A 14,068-nucleotide genomic window follows, 5' to 3' on the forward strand; every position below is an offset into this window, starting at 1 on the left:
GGCCACGGCCGCGGTCGTCAGGACGCAGCCAGGTCCGCCTGGATCTCTCGGATGACGGTCGCAAGGACGCCGGACGCCAGCAGCCCCGACCCGAGCGGGCCCGCCGGGTCCTCACCGAGCAGGGGCAGCCGCCGCAGCGCTGCCCGGGTGGCCGCTGTCATGCCGTGCAGCTGCCGGCGGACCTCGTCCTCGACGGCGTCCGCGCGATCGGGGACCCCGAGGCCGGCAGCCTTCGCGGCGTAGGCGGCCGCCCCCAGAGCGTGCGCACCCATGTGGGCGACGCCGGAGGCCTGCGCCGCCGCCCTCGCTGCGGCGACAGCCGCGGGCGAGCTGACGACGTTCGCCGCGCGGCCGGCCACGAAGCGCCGGCGGATCTCGTCGGCGGCACGCAGCTCGCCGCGACCGAACGCCCGGGCGCGTGCGATCGCGTCGCGCGGGCGACCGTCGTCCGGCGCCTCGGCCTCGAACAGCGGCAGGACACGCTCCGCGCAGTCGGCTGCCCACCCCGCGACCGTGCGCCGATCGGCCTCGCTGAGCGCCTGGGGAGAGACCACACCGACCTCCGGTTCGCCGAGCACGGTGGGCGCCGGCACGCCGTTCTTCGCGGCCCTGGACACCTGGGTGAACCTGAGCCTGGTGGAGACCCGGACGTTTCCCGGCGGCGTGCTGCTGACCAGGTACGAGACCCGGCGCTGAACACCCGACCCCGGGTTGGGCGAGGCCGGGACGGAGGCGGGGTCGGGGGCGCGGTCGTCATGGCGCCGGTCGTCATGACGTGCGCTGCTCGGCTCAGCGTTCTGGCGTCGTCTACTCGGGCTGCGCGGGCACGGTGACGGGCGGCAAGCACGGGTTGGCCTCCCAGCACCAGTGCCAGCAGCTGCAGTCGGCGCAGCAGCACAGGATGGCACCGATCTCGCCGCCGTCCATGGCCAGGCGGCCGTCCGGCCCGGCCACCTGCAGCATCAGCATCCGACGGCCGGTCTCGACGTCGGCGTGGACGCGGAGGCGGATCCGCTCCCCCTGACGCACCCGTTGGCTGGCGGCGGCGAAGGCCGCCTGGACCTCGCCGTTGCGCTCGTCCGAGATGTCGGACAGGGCGATGCGCTGACTTCTGGTCAGCTCGAAGTGGTCGTGGAAGGCCTCGCGCCAGTCCGTCTCGACCAGGCTCGGGTCGTCGTTGATCCGCCGCGCCAGCGCGGTCAGCCCTCTGATGCTGAACTCTCGGTAGTCGTCGTGCGATGTCACCACGGGACTCGGCCCCCCTCGGTACGTCCGTTCCGGGTCCGCGTCGACGACGCGGTAGACGGCCGCGGGGCACGCCCGGTGTGGGGCAGCGTTGCCGAGGGTCGCGACGAGCGCATTCGCACGCTAGGGAGCCGCTGCGCGGCCCGCAAGGCGTTTTCGAGCAGCCGGTTCGACGCCCCAAGCGTTTCGGACCGTTGCCGCGCCCGCTCCCCCGCCGAAGGGTGCTCTCGTACGTTCTCCACCGTCCTCGTCCCGGAGGGGCACCCATGTCACGGTCACCAGTACTCCGCCGCCTGGCCGCGGCGGCCGGCACGCTCGCGCTCGGCGCCGCGATGGTCGCAGGCTCGGCCGTCCTCGCCGCACCGGCATCGGCGCACGGCGCCGTGTCCGACCCGCCCTCGCGCATCTACGGGTGCTACGACCGCTGGAGCGCCGCCTGGACCGACCCGGCGATGCAGACGCAGGACCCCATGTGCGCGAACGCGTGGCAGAGCAACCCCAACGCCATGTGGAACTGGAACGGCATGTTCCAGGAGAACGTCGGCGGCCGGCACGAGCAGGTGATCCCGAACGGCAAGCTGTGCTCCGCCAACAACCCCACCTACGCGGCCGCGGACACCCCCGGCGCGTGGCGGACGACCTCCCTGCCCCACAACTTCCGCCTCACCGTGCACGACCCGTCGAACCACGGCGCGGACTACCTGCGGATCTACGTCACCAAGCAGGGGTACGACGCCCGGACGAAGCCGCTCGCGTGGTCCGACCTGGAGCTCCTCAAGACGACGGGCAGCTACCCCAGCTCGAGCCCGTACGTCACCGACGTCAGCGTGCCGAGCGACCGTCGCGGCCACCACGTCGTCTTCACGATCTGGCAGGCGAGCCACCTCGACCAGCCGTACTACCAGTGCAGCGACGTGAGCTTCGGCGGCGGCAACCCGACGCCGAACCCGACGACGCCGGCACCGAACCCGACGACGCCCGCGCCGAACCCGACCACGCCGGCCCCCAACCCGACCACGCCCGCACCGAACCCGACGACGCCCGGCCCGAACCCGACGACGCCCGCGGGTGCCTGCACCGCGACCGTGTCGGTGGCGAGCGCGTGGCAGGGCGGCTACCAGGCGACCGTGACGGTCACGGCCGGGTCGAGCGCGATCAACGGCTGGCGGGCGACCGTCAACGGCGCGACCGTCACCCAGGGCTGGAACGGCACCTTCTCGGGCAGCACGATCACGTCGACGTCGTGGAACGGGAAGCTCGCCGCCGGGGCGTCGACCTCCGCCGGGTTCCTCGGGAGCGGCAGCCCGGGCAACCTGACCGCGAGCTGCACGGCGTCCTGAGCGTCGCGCACTGACGGCCGAGGGCCGCACGTCCACGCGGACGTGCGGCCCTCGTGCGAGGTTCCCGGCGCGTGCGCGCGGATCAGCGGTCGAACCACCTGCTGCTCACGTCGTGCAGCCGCTGCTGCACCGCCGCGTCGTGCGAGACGGCGGGCGTCGTCGCCTCCCGTTCACGGCGGTAGTAGCGACCGGTGACCCCGGCCAGCGCGGGGTCCGTGGCCAGCCGCAGCGCGGCGGATGCGCCGTCGCGGGGCGTCCGCATGGCCCTGCGGATGAGCCCACCCACAGGACGCAGCGCCGCGGGGACGAGGTCGTCGACGATGCCGGTGGCGACGATGCCCGGGTGCACCGAGTTGATCGTGACCCCGTGGGGCCGCAGGAGGCGCGCGACGTCGTAGCCGCTGGTGACGGTGAGGAGCTTGGCGCGGGCGTACGCCTCGAAGGCGACGAAGCCGCCCGCCGGGTTGAGGCGGGTGAGGTCCTCGAGGTGCGCGGGGTCGAGGCCGGCGGGACGGGCGCGTCCGACGAGCCTGACCTGCCGGGTGTCGTTGAGGCTGTCGGACGCGACGTGGACGACGCGCCCGCCGGCGGCGACGAGGCTCTCCCGCAGCAGGTGGGTGAGCCCGAAGGCCGCCAGGTAGTCCACCGCGACGTGCATCTCCACCCCGTCGGGCGTCAGGCGTCGCTCGGGGAAGTGCGCGCCGGCGTTGTTGACCAGCACGTGCACCCGCGGGTGGCGTCGGCTGATCGCCGCGGCGGCGTCGATCACGCCCCGGCGCAGGGACAGGTCGGCCTGCACGACCTCGAACCCGCCGTGGTCGCCCATGGCCTCCCGCAGCAGGCCCTCGGTGCGCAGTGCGTCCCGGGCCACGGCGACCACGTGCGCACCGGCGCGGGCCAGCTCCCCGACCAGCACCCTCCCCATCCCCCCGCCGGCCCCGGTGACGACCGCCACCCGCCCCGTCAGGTCCGCGCCGCCGACCGGGCCCGCGGCGCGGGAGCCCCCGGCGTTCACCGGGCGATCCGAGGGAAGGCGTGCACGTGGTGGGGGTCCTCCACCTCGCGGACGAGGAAGTCGGCGAGGTCGGCGCGTGGGACGGACGTCCACAGGTGCACCGGCAGGTCGACGGCGGTGCGGTAGGTCCCGGTCGCGGAGGCGTCCGTGAGCCGCGGCGGACGCACGACGGTCCAGCGCAGGGGTGCGGAGGTGACGCGGGACTCCATCGCCTCCTTGTCGCGCATCCGCTCCCCGACCGCGGCCCACACCGCGAGCGAGAACGGCGACCGGTCCCGGCTCTCGGCGACGCCGTGCGCGCTGACGACGACGAGTCGCGCCGTTCCCGCGGACCGCATCGCGGGGACGGCGACGGCCATGGCGTCGGTGCAGACGGAGGTCGGGCCCCGCGCCGCTCCGCCCAGGGCGCTGATCACCGCATCGGCGCCGGTCAGGGCCGTGGACAGCGTGGCGGCGTCGCGGACGTCCCGCCACTCCACCTCGCGGAGGCCGGGCGCGGGCGCGAAGGACCCCGGCCGGCACGCCAGGGCGGTGACGTGGTGGCCGTGCCGGAGCGCCGTCGAGACCACCAGGCGTCCGGTGGCCCCGGTCGCGCCCAGGACGACGACCCGCTTGTGTGCGACAGTTTGTCTCATAGGCTCAGGGTGGCGCTCGCCCCGTTCTGAGTCAAGATGTCTCATAGGATCGTCGAATGGTGGCCACCCAGGACGACCCCCGGTTCCTGCGCAGCCGGGAGGCGATCCTCACCGCCGCCCGTGAGGTGCTGCTGGCCCACGGTCCCGGCGCCGTCACCCACGCGCGGGTCGCCGAGCAGGCGGGGATCGCACGCGCCACCGTCTACCGCCACTGGCCGCGCACCGACCAGCTCCTGGCCGAGGCGATGGCCACCGTGCCGATGCCGTTCTTCGAGGCACCCGACGCCCCCACCCGCGAGTGGCTCGTCCGGGAGCTGACCGCCCTCGCCCGGCAGCTCGACCACCACGACGTCCGCGTGATCGCGACCACCCTGGCCGGCAGCGCCCTGTGGGAGGACGACATGGACGCCCGCCGCGCCCGCTTCGCCGACCTGCTCGCCGGCCGGCTGGCCGGTGCACTCGAGGCCGCCCGGTCGCGCGGGGAGGTCGACCTGCACACCGCGCCCCGCGACGCGGCTGCCCTGGCGATCGGACCCCTCTACTACCGGGCCACCATCGAGCGGGGCACCACCGACGAGGGCGTCATCGCGACGGTCGTCGACAGCCTCGGCCGGTGGCGGTGAGCCGCCGCCGCGCTCGCGACCGCAGCCGTGTCCACCACCACGCGGCGTCCGACGCCCTGCGGACCCGTGATCTCAGGCGCGCGCGGCGGCCCGGTCGGGTGCGGCCTCCCAGCGGCGGATGTACCCCGCGATGGGGTGGACCGCCTCGAGGAGGTCCACACCGCGCGGCGTCAGCCGGTAGCGGACGGAGACGGGCGTGGTGGGGATGACGATGCGGTCGACGATCCCCCCGTCCTCGAGCTGCTTGAGGCGCACGGTCAGCATGCGTGCCGAGAGACCAGGCACGGCGGCGGTGATGTCGGTGAAGCGCTCGACGCCCCGTGCGAGGGTCAGCAGGATGCTCGGCGTCCAGCGCTGGCCGACGACCTCCAGCGCTCGGCTGGCGTACCGGCAGTCCGCCTCGTCGGTGTCCTGCCATCGCGTCGACGGGGGCTGGTCGGGTGCGGACCTGGTCACTTACGAACGGTAACTCAGTTACCTCATGCTTGCACGGGTGGCGAGGGCACCGAACGATGAGCCCATGCCCGACTACGGTCACCCGCTGCGCTTCGGCAGCTTCATCACACCCACCTCCGCCCGCCCGCAGCACGCGGTGGACCTCGCCGTGCTCAGCGAGGACCTGGGCCTGGACCTGGTCACGTTCCAGGACCACCCCTACGAGCCGTCGTTCCTGGACACCTGGACGCTGCTCTCGTGGGTGGCGGCGCGTACCACGCGGATCGCCGTCTCGGGGAACGTCCTCAACGTGACGCTCCGACCACCGGCGGTGCTCTCCCGCGCGGTGGCCAGCCTCAGCCTGCTGAGCGGTGGCCGGGTCGAGCTCGCCATCGGTGCCGGTGGTTTCACGGACGCGGTCGTCGCCTTCGGCGCCCCGCGCCGGACGGTCGGTCAGTCGTTGGTGGCCCTGGACGAGGCCATCGACGTCATCCGCGGGCTGTGGGACGCGGGTGACCCCACGCCGCTGCGGGTGCTCGGTGAGCACTACCGGATCGACGGCGCACGGCGCGGACCCCGGCTGCCTGCGCCGATCCCGATCGCGATCGGCGCGTACCGGCCCCGCATGGTGGCGCTCACCGGGCGCCAGGGCGACGCATGGCTGCCCAGCCTGCCGTGGCTGCAGCCCGGCGGTCTCGCGGAGGGGAACCGGATCATCGACGAGGCCGCCGTCGGTGCGGGGCGCGCTCCGGGCGAGATCCGTCGGATGCTGAACATCCCGCCGGGCACCCCGACGGAGGTCCTCGTCCGGGCGGCGGTGGACCACGGCGTGAGCACGTTCATCCTCGCCACCGACGAGCCCGAGCTGCTCCGCGAGCTCGCCACACAGACGGCCACCGAGGTCCGCGAGCGCGTCGGCGACTCCCGCGCGGGCGCGACGGCGAGCGGCCGGTCACTCCCGTGAGCGCCGGGACCGACCGCGCCGCGGTGCCGGCCTCGCTCGCCGACCGGGCGCTCGCCCCGGGCGACGACGGGTACGGGCGGTACACCTCGGGCTACTTCCGCGGTGCGCGGCCCGGCGTGGTGCTGCGGCCTCGGTGTGCCGCCGAGGTGCAGGACGCCGTCCGGTACGCCGACGGTCACCGCGAGGTCCCGCTCGGCATCCTCAGCGGGGGCCACGGCATCTCGGGCCGGTCCCTCAACGACGGCGGCACCGTGATCGCGCTCGACGCACTCGACGAGATCACGGTGCTGGACGACAACCGGGTCAGGCTGGGCCCCGGGGCCCGGTGGGGCGACGTGGCGCGGGCCCTCGCGCCCCACGGGCTCGGCGTCACCGCCGGTGACAACGGGGGCGTCGGCGTGGGCGGGCTGGCGACGGCGGGCGGGATCGGCTGGTTCGTCCGTGAGCACGGCCTGACGATCGACCACCTGCGATCGGTCGACGTCGTGACGGCGGACGGCCGGCTGGTCCGTGCGAGCGACGAGGAGAACCCCGACCTGTTCTGGGCGATGCGCGGCGCCGGCGCGAACTTCGGCGTTGCCGTGTCGTTCGAGCTCGAGGCGCACCCCGTCGGTGGTCAGGTCGGCTTCGCGATGCTGGTGTTCGTCGTGGCCGACGTCGCCGCGTTCCTGCCGGCCTGGGGCGCCGCGATCGAGGCGGCCCACCCGAGCGTGACCGGGACGCTCATGCTCGGGACGAGCCCGCCGGGGGCGCCGTCGACCGTGCAGGCGCTCATCCTCGTCGACTCGGACTCCCCCGGCGCGGTCATCGAGCGGCTCCAGCCGTTCGCCGGGCTCGCGCCGATCGTGGAGCAGTCGGTACAGCTCACCCCGTACTCCGCGCTGCTCCCGCCGGAGCCGGGGCAGCACGGCCGCGGCGACCCGCACGCCCACTCCGGCCTCGTGCGGCACCTCTCCGCCGACGTCGCCGACGGCCTCGCCGCCCTGCTGTCGTCCGACAGCCAGGTCATCCTCACGGTGCGGTCGGCGGGCGGAGCCGTCGCGGGCACCCCGGCGGACGCCACGGCCTACGCCTGGCGCGACGCGAACTTCTTCGTCGCCACCCTCGGCGGCGGACCTGACCTCGACCGCCGCTGGTCGCGGCTGACGCCCCTGCTGGACGGCATGTACCTCAGCTTCGAGACCGACACCGGGCCGGACGTCGTCGCGCGCGCGTTCCCGCCGGCGCACCTCGAGAGGTTGCGCGCACTGAAGCGGCAGTGGGACCCCACCGGCCTGTTCCGGGACAACTTCTTCATCGATCCCGCCGGCTGAGAGCCGGACCCGCTTACTGCGCCGGCGGGCGACCTGCGATTCCTGCGTCCGTGCGTCCACCGCCCCGGCCTAGGCTGACCGGATGCCCGAGCAACCAGTACGACGTCCGCGCGTGGAGGAGCTCGCCTGGAAGCCGACGCCGATGGGCGACATCAGCCTGCGCCGGCGCCAGGACCCGGTGACCGGAGCCGACGTGCTCGAGGTCAAGCTGGGCGACGAGTTCCTCATGTCGAGCCTGTTCACGGTGGCCGAGGAGGAGCTCGCGCGGCTCGGACTGGCCATGACCGGGGCGTCCGCCGACGGTGGTGCGGCTCCGCTCGACGTCGTCGTCGGCGGCCTCGGGCTCGGGTACACCGCGCTCACCGCGCTCGAGGACGCGCGGGTCGGCTCGCTGGTCGTCGTCGACGCGCTCGCCGAGGTGATCGAGTGGCACCGCGCCGGCCTGATCCCGGCCGGCGCGGTCCTCACCGCCGACCCGCGGTGCCGGCCCGTGCACGCCGACTTCTTCGCCGCCCTCGCGTCGGACGACGGCCTGGACCCCGCCATGCCCGGCCGCCGGTGGGACGCCGTCCTGGTCGACATCGACCACTCGCCCCGCCACCTGCTCAACCCCAGCCACGCGAGCTTCTACACGCTGGCCGGCCTGCAGCGGCTGCGCGAGCAGCTGAAGCCCGGCGGCGTGTTCGCGCTGTGGTCGAACGACCCGCCGGACGAGGCGTACCTGGAGCTCCTGCGCACCCTGCTGGTCGACGTCCGGGCGGACGTGGTCACCTTCCCGAACCCCTTGCAGGGCCGGGACGCCACGAACACCGTCTACCTCGGGCGCGCGCCGGGCTGATCCCCGCCGGGTCCCGTTCGATGCCGTTCGCGAGCTCCTGGGAGCGCGGCGTTCGAGCCGTGCAAGCGCGGGAGCACCAGCAGCAGTGGACTACTCGAATCGACGAGCGCGCGGATGACAACCCCTCGTCCCGGGCGGTACACCGTAGAAGGCCTGCCCGAGAGCTGGGGGCTGATGCACTAGTAGGTGACAGCAGGTCTCAGACGGCGAGCGCGATGCGGCTGGGACAGGTGCGCCGCCGCACGGCGCAGCACCTCGTTCTCCTGCTCCAGCGACCGGATCCGCCGGTGGGCCTCACGCAGCTCGTCCGACTCCGTCGACGTGCTCGTGGACGAGTAGCGCCGTCAGGTACCGCAGAAGGTCCGGTAGGCGCCGAAGTCCTCGGGGGCGGGGGCGGCGTAGCGCTCGAGGCCGGCTCGCTCCTCGAAGGGACCCGACACGGCGGCGAGCAGCCGGTGGAGCGGATCGAGGTCGCCCGCGACCGCGGCGTCCAGGGCCTCCTCGACGAGGTGGTTGCGGGGGATGTAGACCGGGTTGACCCGGTCCATCGACGGCGCGTCGGGACGCAGGGCGAGCCACCGCGCGAGCCACCCGTCGAGCGCCGCGGTGTCCCGGACCAGGCTGCGCACCGGGTCCGCGTGGCCGCGAGCGGCCGAGGCGAGCCGGCGGAAGAACGACGTGTGGTCGACGCGCTCCTCCTGCAGGAGCGCGAGCAGGTCGTCCACCAGCATCCCCGTCGCCGCATCGTCGGAACCCTCCGGCAGGCCGAGCTTGGCATGCATCCCGGCGGACCACGCCGCGCTGTACCGCACCGGGAAGGTGCCCAGCGCCGCCATCGCCAGCTCGACGGCCGCCTCGGCGTCCTCGTGGAGCAGCGGCAGGAGGGCCTCGGCCAGGCGAGCCAGGTTCCACTCGGCGATGACCGGCTGGTTGCCGTAGGCGTAGCGGCCCTCGGCGTCGATGGAGCTGTAGACGGCCGCGACGTCGAAGGCGTCCATGAAGGCGCACGGCCCGTAGTCGATGGTCTCGCCGGAGATCGTCATGTTGTCCGTGTTCATGACGCCGTGGACGAAGCCCACCAGCATCCACCGGGCGACGAGGGACGCCTGCACGGCGACGACCGCCTCCAGGAGGGCGAGAGCCGGGTTCTCGGCCTCCGCAGCGGCCGGGTGGTGGCGGGCGACGGCATGGTCGGCGAGGCGGCGCAGGAGGTCGACGTCCCCGGTGGCCCGGGCGTACTGGAAGCTCCCCACGCGCAGGTGGCTGCTCGCCACCCGGGCGAGCAGCGCGCCGGGCAGCATGGTCTCGCGGCGCACCGGACGGCCGGTCGCCACCACGGCGAGGGAGCGCGTCGTCGGGATGCCGAGCGCGTGCATCGCCTCGCTGAGGACGTGCTCACGCACCATGGGCCCCACGGCGGCGAACCCGTCACCGCCACGGGCGAAGGGCGTCCGGCCCGATCCCTTGAGGTGCAGGTCGCGCACGTCACCGCCGATGTCGACGAGCTCACCGAGCAGCAGCGCGCGCCCGTCACCGAGGCGCGGGGAGAAGCCGCCGAACTGGTGCCCGGAGTAGGCCTGCGCGACGGGCCGTGCGCCGTCCGGCACCTGGGCGCCCACGAGGAAGGCCACGCCGTCCTCGCTCCGCAGCCACGCCGGGTCCAGGCCCAGCTCGGCGGCCAGCGACTCACCGAGCACGAGCAGCTGCGGGGCGGGCACCGTCTCCGCCTGCCAGGGGAGGGCCATCTCGGGCAGCTCCCGCGCGAAGCGGTCACCCAGGGTGATGATCGATGCCGCGACGCTCATCGATCCACAGTACGTCGCCCACGGTGAGCGGCGACCCGCGCGGCACGGCGGGGCTGCGCTGGGCGTCGAGGGCTCCAGATGCCGCGTGTCCGCCGCCTCGTCGGTGGCACGAGCTGCGCGACGCGACCTCGTGCGCGAGGGCCGCCTGGCACCGGGTCGGTGGTGGCCGAGCTCTGTCCTCGCTTCCGGCGCTGGTGGCGACCAGCGACGAGCCTCCGCTGGCCTAGTCCTCCCCGGGCAGGCGTTCCCAGCCGTCCGGCACGGGAACGGCTGCCCATCGCGCGTCGGGCAGCCACGCGTCCCAGCCGGCGTCGAACGGCCAGCCCGCGTCCCGCGTGTGCTGCAGCAGCCGAGTGCCGACCATGCGGACGTGGAAGGCCTGCTCGTCGGTGACGAAGCGCTGGTGGACCATCCACGCGAGCTCGTCCTCGTCCTTGAAGCCCACCGTCCACGGGCCATCGAGGGGGCTCCCGGCGGCGACCACGTCGAGCGCCCAGTCATGCGTGTCGAAGCCGACCGTGGTCCGGCGCCCCGGCGACTCGAGGTTGCCGTACCAGCGGGGCGTCCACCGCTCGCCGTCGTGCCACCGCCACACGGACCACCGGTCGCCGCGCCGGTGCACGCGCACGACCGTGTCCCCCGGCCAGACGCGCTCGTCGTACGACGAGCATGGTTAGCGTGGCCACCCGACGACCTGGAGGCCACCTGTGACGACTGCCCGTGCTCGCACGACCACCGCCCTGCTGACCGGCCTGACGACGGCCGCGTACTACGCCGTGCCGGACGTGGCCCGCACGCGCGCCGCGCGAGGATGGCTCAAGGCCGCCTGCGTCGCCGCCGGTGCGGCGGTCGCCCTGCCGGACGCGCGCCAGGCATGGACCGAGCTGCAGGCGCGGCGGCGCCGCACGGCCCTCGACGGCATCCCCGTCGCGACCGAGAACCTCGCGCAGAGCGTGCTCGACAACGCCGGGGACGGCCCCGCGCGCTCAGCGACCGCGCGCACGGTCGTGCGCGGGGCCGTCGTCGTCGCCGTGGCGGTCGCCGGCTCGGTGGCCGTCACGGTCGCGTTCGAGCGGTGGGTGTTCCGCCGCGGTGAGGCGCGTGCCGCCGCGGGGGTGCGGTTGGCGCACACCCGCACGGGTCTCGTGCTCGGGGCGCTGACCGCGGCGGGCGGCCTGATCCCGGACCCGTCCGAGGGCCGCTGACGTCTCACGTGCATGTGCTCCGAGTGCAGCTCGGCTACCTGCAGATCGACGGCACGCGCAGGTCAGGAGGCAGGAGTGAGCTGCCCGTGCGGCTCCTCCCGGGGGCACCAAGAGGCCACGAACGCGCGGAGCGCGTCGTGACCTCTTGGTGCATTCCGGCGTGATGACGGGAGCGGGTGGTACGAGCCCCTACCGCCGGCGGGAGCTCCCCCCACGTCCCCGCCAGCCGCCGTTCACCGGCGACGCGCCGCCGACTCCTCCCAGGTGCAGCGCGAGGAAGAGCAGACCGGCAAACATCAGCGTCTGTGGGGTCAGAGCGTCCCCGACGTTCGCCTCGACGAGGTCGAGGAGCAGGGCGAGGGCGAAGATCACGGCAGCGACGAGCGCAAGCATGAGCACTCCAAGGGAAGGGGTCCGGCGAGCCTGCCGGAGGGTCGGACATTTCGGGCGATTCGATAGCACCCGGATCATGGCCCACGGTCACGACGACCGCTAGTGGGAGAAGGGCTCCGAGGGCTCGAAGGACTCAGGCGGGTCGCTCGATGGCAGCTGCCCGGAGCGTGTTCCGCCGGGCCAGTCCCACGAGGGCGGCCACGTGGCCACGGGTCTCCGGGCGCATGTCGGAGCGCCACCGGGCCTCGATCCCGACAGGGCGCAGCGAGAACGGCGGGTCGAGACAGACCAGATCACCGGAGCCCATCGCATGGGCTCGCACACCCGCGCGACCATCGCCGAGCCGGGCACCCACTGAGCAGACTGCACACATTGACCGGTGACCGGTCGAGACCGGTAGCCGGTCAAAGTACGGAGCCGCGGGGCTGACCTCGCTCAACCCAGGCATCTACACGCGGAGAACGCCGCGTGACTCGCACGACCGCGGCAAGATCGTCGGGTGACCTCCAGCGGCGTGCCCCCCCTCCTGGCATCACCTTCCCCCGGTAGGCGCAGCACGCCACACGGCGCAGAAGCCGCCCCCACGGGTACGGCCTGACGCCGTGCACCAGCTAATCCGCGACCGGCACGAGCGCCTCGAGGACTCGGTCCCGCCAGGAGCGGCGGAAGGCAGTGAGCTAAGCCTGGATGACCGGGCTCTCGCGCCCTACCTGCTTTCGGGGTTGATCCGAGCGAGCATGGTCCAGTCGCTGGACCATCTGGACGCGCATCGTGGGCTGATGGAAGACGCCCAGAGGACGCACGTCTGGGCCGAGTACACGCTGATGCGGGCGGCGCTCGAAACCGCGTGCACCGCAGTGTGGCTCGTGACGCCAGACGAACCCGAGGAGCGGCGCTTCCGCCTGCTTCGGCTCGCCGCGAAGGACATTAACGACTCCAAGGACGCCGCCAAGCTGCACAGGACGGAGCCAGCGTCTGGTCGGACACACAAGGAGCGGCTTGACGAGGTGAAGGCGCTAGCGCCGGCAGAGCGCAGAGCAGAGGTCGGCGCCTCACTCGGCTACCGCGGGATCGTGCGTGCCGCAGCACCGGCGGCAGACGTCGAGCCCGACTTCCTCGAGCTCCAGTGGCGCATCCTCTCCGGTCTCACCCACGGCGCGCAGTGGGCCACCCTCGGATGCTCGACCGGACCACCACGCCGTCTGCCGTCGATGGCATCGCGCACGTCCGCCTCACCGGCTCGACCGAGACCCTCTCGCTTCACAGGGCTGCAGCAGGCGTGTCTGCTGACTGGCAAGCCGTGCACATCTCCGGACGATCTCCGCGGCTGAGCTGCTAAGCGCCGGGCGTGCGGCGGGACTTCCGGGCCGCCTTGGCCTTCTTCTCCCGGTCGCGCTCGTTCTGCAGGCCCCTGGCCGAGGGCTGGTTCTTCACCGTGATCCTGAAATGCTGCGCGAGCTGCTTGAGCCGCGTCCGAGCGTGATGGTGGCCGTCGAGGCGGTCCCACGCCAGACCGCTGTGGACCAGCATGACCGGCACGATCCGAAACCAGTCGTCGACGTCCACCAACGTGGGTGTACGCGACACCGCAAGACCCCACGGGGCCACGTCGCGCGCCCCGGTGCCGTCGTCGTGCACGTACCACTGCGTCGTCGCGGTCCCCGCGTGGGAGAACTGGCTCAGTGCCCGGTAGATCGCGTAGACGCTCAGGCCGTTCTCGAAGTCCTCGCAGCGGCCCTGGAACGTGCGTCCCGGCGGACTCGCGGCCGACTCGAGCTCGTCCAGCGCCGCGATGGCGTCGTCGAGGGCGCGGGCGTCGTCGACGACGCCCAGGTCGAGGAAGGTCTGGATCGACCACCGACGACTGCGTGCCTCCTCGTGAAGCAGTGCACCGGCCGCGCGCTGACCGAACCGCTCGATCCACACCGCGGTGAACGCGCACTCCACTAACTGCCGTATCAGGGCCACGGACGCGTGGCCGAGGTCCCGTTCGTACAACGTCAGGACCGACTCGGCGAGGTTCACGGCGTGCGCGTGCAGCGCGTAGACGACCAGACCGATCAACGGCGACTCGCGCTGGTTCACGCGCACGCCTTCCGCAACGCCTGTATGCCACAGGTCGATGAGTTCACGAGCGATGGCGCGAAACTCCGCGTCCTCGGGAGGCGACATGCGCGGACCCTACCGAGCGCCGCCGGTCCACGTATCCACTGAGACGTGTCTCCTGGCCGCGACCTGCGGCTCGCTACGGTCGTCA

At 73.4% G+C, this 14,068-nt stretch carries 15 protein-coding genes and 2 pseudogenes; 8 read left to right on the top strand and 9 right to left on the bottom strand.

The genetic code is table 11. The annotated features are described in order from the left end of the window. Positions 1–17: 17 nt before the first annotated feature. The gene (locus E5225_RS17085) at positions 18–617 is read right to left on the bottom strand and encodes a putative immunity protein (protein WP_341765546.1); all 600 of its coding nucleotides are present in this window, start codon (positions 615–617) and stop codon (positions 18–20) included. On the opposite strand from E5225_RS17085, the pseudogene E5225_RS18085 reads away from it, so the two are divergent. Continuing rightward, positions 571–696, top strand: a pseudogene (locus E5225_RS18085) (dihydrofolate reductase family protein); the annotation flags it as partial. The gene E5225_RS17085 and the pseudogene E5225_RS18085 sit on opposite strands and share 47 nt — an antisense overlap. 111 nt (positions 697–807) lie before the next feature. Here the strand turns inward: E5225_RS18085 and E5225_RS17095 are convergent. Further along, complete coding sequence (locus E5225_RS17095) at positions 808–1,248, bottom strand: hypothetical protein (RefSeq protein ID WP_135972152.1); 441 nt, start codon at positions 1,246–1,248, stop codon at positions 808–810. Between the two features lie 263 nt (positions 1,249–1,511). Between E5225_RS17095 and E5225_RS17100 the strand changes: the two genes are divergently transcribed. Continuing rightward, the gene (locus E5225_RS17100; RefSeq protein WP_135972153.1) at positions 1,512–2,585 is read left to right on the top strand and encodes a lytic polysaccharide monooxygenase auxiliary activity family 9 protein; all 1,074 of its coding nucleotides are present in this window, start codon (positions 1,512–1,514) and stop codon (positions 2,583–2,585) included. Between the two features lie 82 nt (positions 2,586–2,667). Here the strand turns inward: E5225_RS17100 and E5225_RS17105 are convergent, their stop codons facing one another. After that, complete coding sequence (locus E5225_RS17105; protein ID WP_135972154.1) at positions 2,668–3,600, bottom strand: SDR family NAD(P)-dependent oxidoreductase; 933 nt, start codon at positions 3,598–3,600, stop codon at positions 2,668–2,670. After that, entirely contained in the window at positions 3,597–4,235 is a 639-nt protein-coding gene (locus tag E5225_RS17110) for an NAD(P)-dependent oxidoreductase (RefSeq protein ID WP_166435879.1), read from the bottom strand. Before E5225_RS17110 ends, E5225_RS17105 begins: the two co-directional genes overlap by 4 nt. Positions 4,236–4,291: 56 nt before the next feature. Here E5225_RS17110 and E5225_RS17115 point away from each other — a divergent pair, with 56 nt between their 5' ends. Then, complete coding sequence (locus E5225_RS17115) at positions 4,292–4,858, top strand: TetR/AcrR family transcriptional regulator (RefSeq protein WP_135972156.1); 567 nt, start codon at positions 4,292–4,294, stop codon at positions 4,856–4,858. Positions 4,859–4,930: 72 nt separating this feature from the next. Here the strand turns inward: E5225_RS17115 and E5225_RS17120 are convergent, their stop codons facing one another. Continuing rightward, on the bottom strand, positions 4,931–5,314 hold the full coding sequence (locus E5225_RS17120; RefSeq protein ID WP_135972157.1) for a winged helix-turn-helix transcriptional regulator: 384 nt from the start codon (positions 5,312–5,314) through the stop codon (positions 4,931–4,933). Between the two features lie 64 nt (positions 5,315–5,378). Between E5225_RS17120 and E5225_RS18235 the strand changes: the two genes are divergently transcribed. From E5225_RS18235 to E5225_RS17130, 3 genes are all read left to right on the top strand, one after another. Beyond that, positions 5,379–6,257, top strand: coding sequence for an LLM class flavin-dependent oxidoreductase (locus E5225_RS18235; RefSeq protein ID WP_341765547.1), 879 nt, complete (start codon positions 5,379–5,381; stop codon positions 6,255–6,257). Beyond that, on the top strand, positions 6,254–7,570 hold the full coding sequence (locus E5225_RS18240) for an FAD-binding oxidoreductase (RefSeq protein ID WP_341765548.1): 1,317 nt from the start codon (positions 6,254–6,256) through the stop codon (positions 7,568–7,570). Before E5225_RS18235 ends, E5225_RS18240 begins: the two co-directional genes overlap by 4 nt. Before the next feature lie 82 nt (positions 7,571–7,652). After that, entirely contained in the window at positions 7,653–8,408 is a 756-nt protein-coding gene (locus E5225_RS17130; RefSeq protein ID WP_135972158.1) for a polyamine aminopropyltransferase, read from the top strand. 344 nt (positions 8,409–8,752) lie between these two features. Here E5225_RS17130 and E5225_RS17135 read toward each other — a convergent pair whose 3' ends face one another. Continuing rightward, positions 8,753–10,213 (bottom strand): protein adenylyltransferase SelO, encoded by a 1,461-nt coding sequence (locus E5225_RS17135; RefSeq protein ID WP_135972159.1) that lies wholly within the window; start codon positions 10,211–10,213, stop codon positions 8,753–8,755. Positions 10,214–10,436: 223 nt separating this feature from the next. Further along, a pseudogene (locus E5225_RS17140) lies at positions 10,437–10,862 on the bottom strand (ribonuclease FAU-1 family protein); the annotation flags it as partial. 58 nt (positions 10,863–10,920) lie between these two features. On the opposite strand from E5225_RS17140, the gene E5225_RS17145 reads away from it, so the two are divergent. Beyond that, the gene (locus E5225_RS17145; protein ID WP_135972161.1) at positions 10,921–11,418 is read left to right on the top strand and encodes a peptidase S9; all 498 of its coding nucleotides are present in this window, start codon (positions 10,921–10,923) and stop codon (positions 11,416–11,418) included. A gap of 189 nt (positions 11,419–11,607) precedes the next feature. Here E5225_RS17145 and E5225_RS17150 read toward each other — a convergent pair whose 3' ends face one another. Next, a complete protein-coding gene (locus E5225_RS17150; protein WP_135972162.1) occupies positions 11,608–11,811 on the bottom strand; it encodes a hypothetical protein in 204 nt (67 codons plus the stop codon). 602 nt (positions 11,812–12,413) lie between these two features. On the opposite strand from E5225_RS17150, the gene E5225_RS17155 reads away from it, so the two are divergent. Beyond that, positions 12,414–13,142, top strand: a complete 729-nt coding sequence (locus E5225_RS17155; RefSeq protein WP_135972163.1) for a hypothetical protein — start codon at positions 12,414–12,416, stop codon at positions 13,140–13,142. A 4-nt stretch (positions 13,143–13,146) separates the two neighbouring features. Here E5225_RS17155 and E5225_RS17160 read toward each other — a convergent pair whose 3' ends face one another. After that, complete coding sequence (locus tag E5225_RS17160; protein WP_135972164.1) at positions 13,147–13,983, bottom strand: DUF5677 domain-containing protein; 837 nt, start codon at positions 13,981–13,983, stop codon at positions 13,147–13,149. Positions 13,984–14,068: the final 85 nt, after the last annotated feature.

The organism is Cellulomonas shaoxiangyii, from assembly GCF_004798685.1.
Classification (GTDB): domain Bacteria; phylum Actinomycetota; class Actinomycetes; order Actinomycetales; family Cellulomonadaceae; genus Cellulomonas; species Cellulomonas shaoxiangyii.

Excerpts from the sequence above, each read along its gene's own strand:
- E5225_RS17100 (WP_135972153.1), top strand. The coding sequence starts at position 1,512 with ATGTCACGGTCACCAGTACTCCGCCGCCTGGCCGCGGCGGCCGGCACG.
- E5225_RS17110 (WP_166435879.1), bottom strand. The coding sequence starts at position 4,235 with ATGAGACAAACTGTCGCACACAAGCGGGTCGTCGTCCTGGGCGCGACC.
- E5225_RS17115 (WP_135972156.1), top strand. The coding sequence starts at position 4,292 with ATGGTGGCCACCCAGGACGACCCCCGGTTCCTGCGCAGCCGGGAGGCG.
- E5225_RS18235 (WP_341765547.1), top strand. The coding sequence starts at position 5,379 with ATGCCCGACTACGGTCACCCGCTGCGCTTCGGCAGCTTCATCACACCC.
- E5225_RS17130 (WP_135972158.1), top strand. The coding sequence starts at position 7,653 with ATGCCCGAGCAACCAGTACGACGTCCGCGCGTGGAGGAGCTCGCCTGG.
- E5225_RS17135 (WP_135972159.1), bottom strand. The coding sequence starts at position 10,213 with ATGAGCGTCGCGGCATCGATCATCACCCTGGGTGACCGCTTCGCGCGG.
- E5225_RS17150 (WP_135972162.1), bottom strand. The coding sequence starts at position 11,811 with ATGCTTGCGCTCGTCGCTGCCGTGATCTTCGCCCTCGCCCTGCTCCTC.
- E5225_RS17160 (WP_135972164.1), bottom strand. The coding sequence starts at position 13,983 with ATGTCGCCTCCCGAGGACGCGGAGTTTCGCGCCATCGCTCGTGAACTC.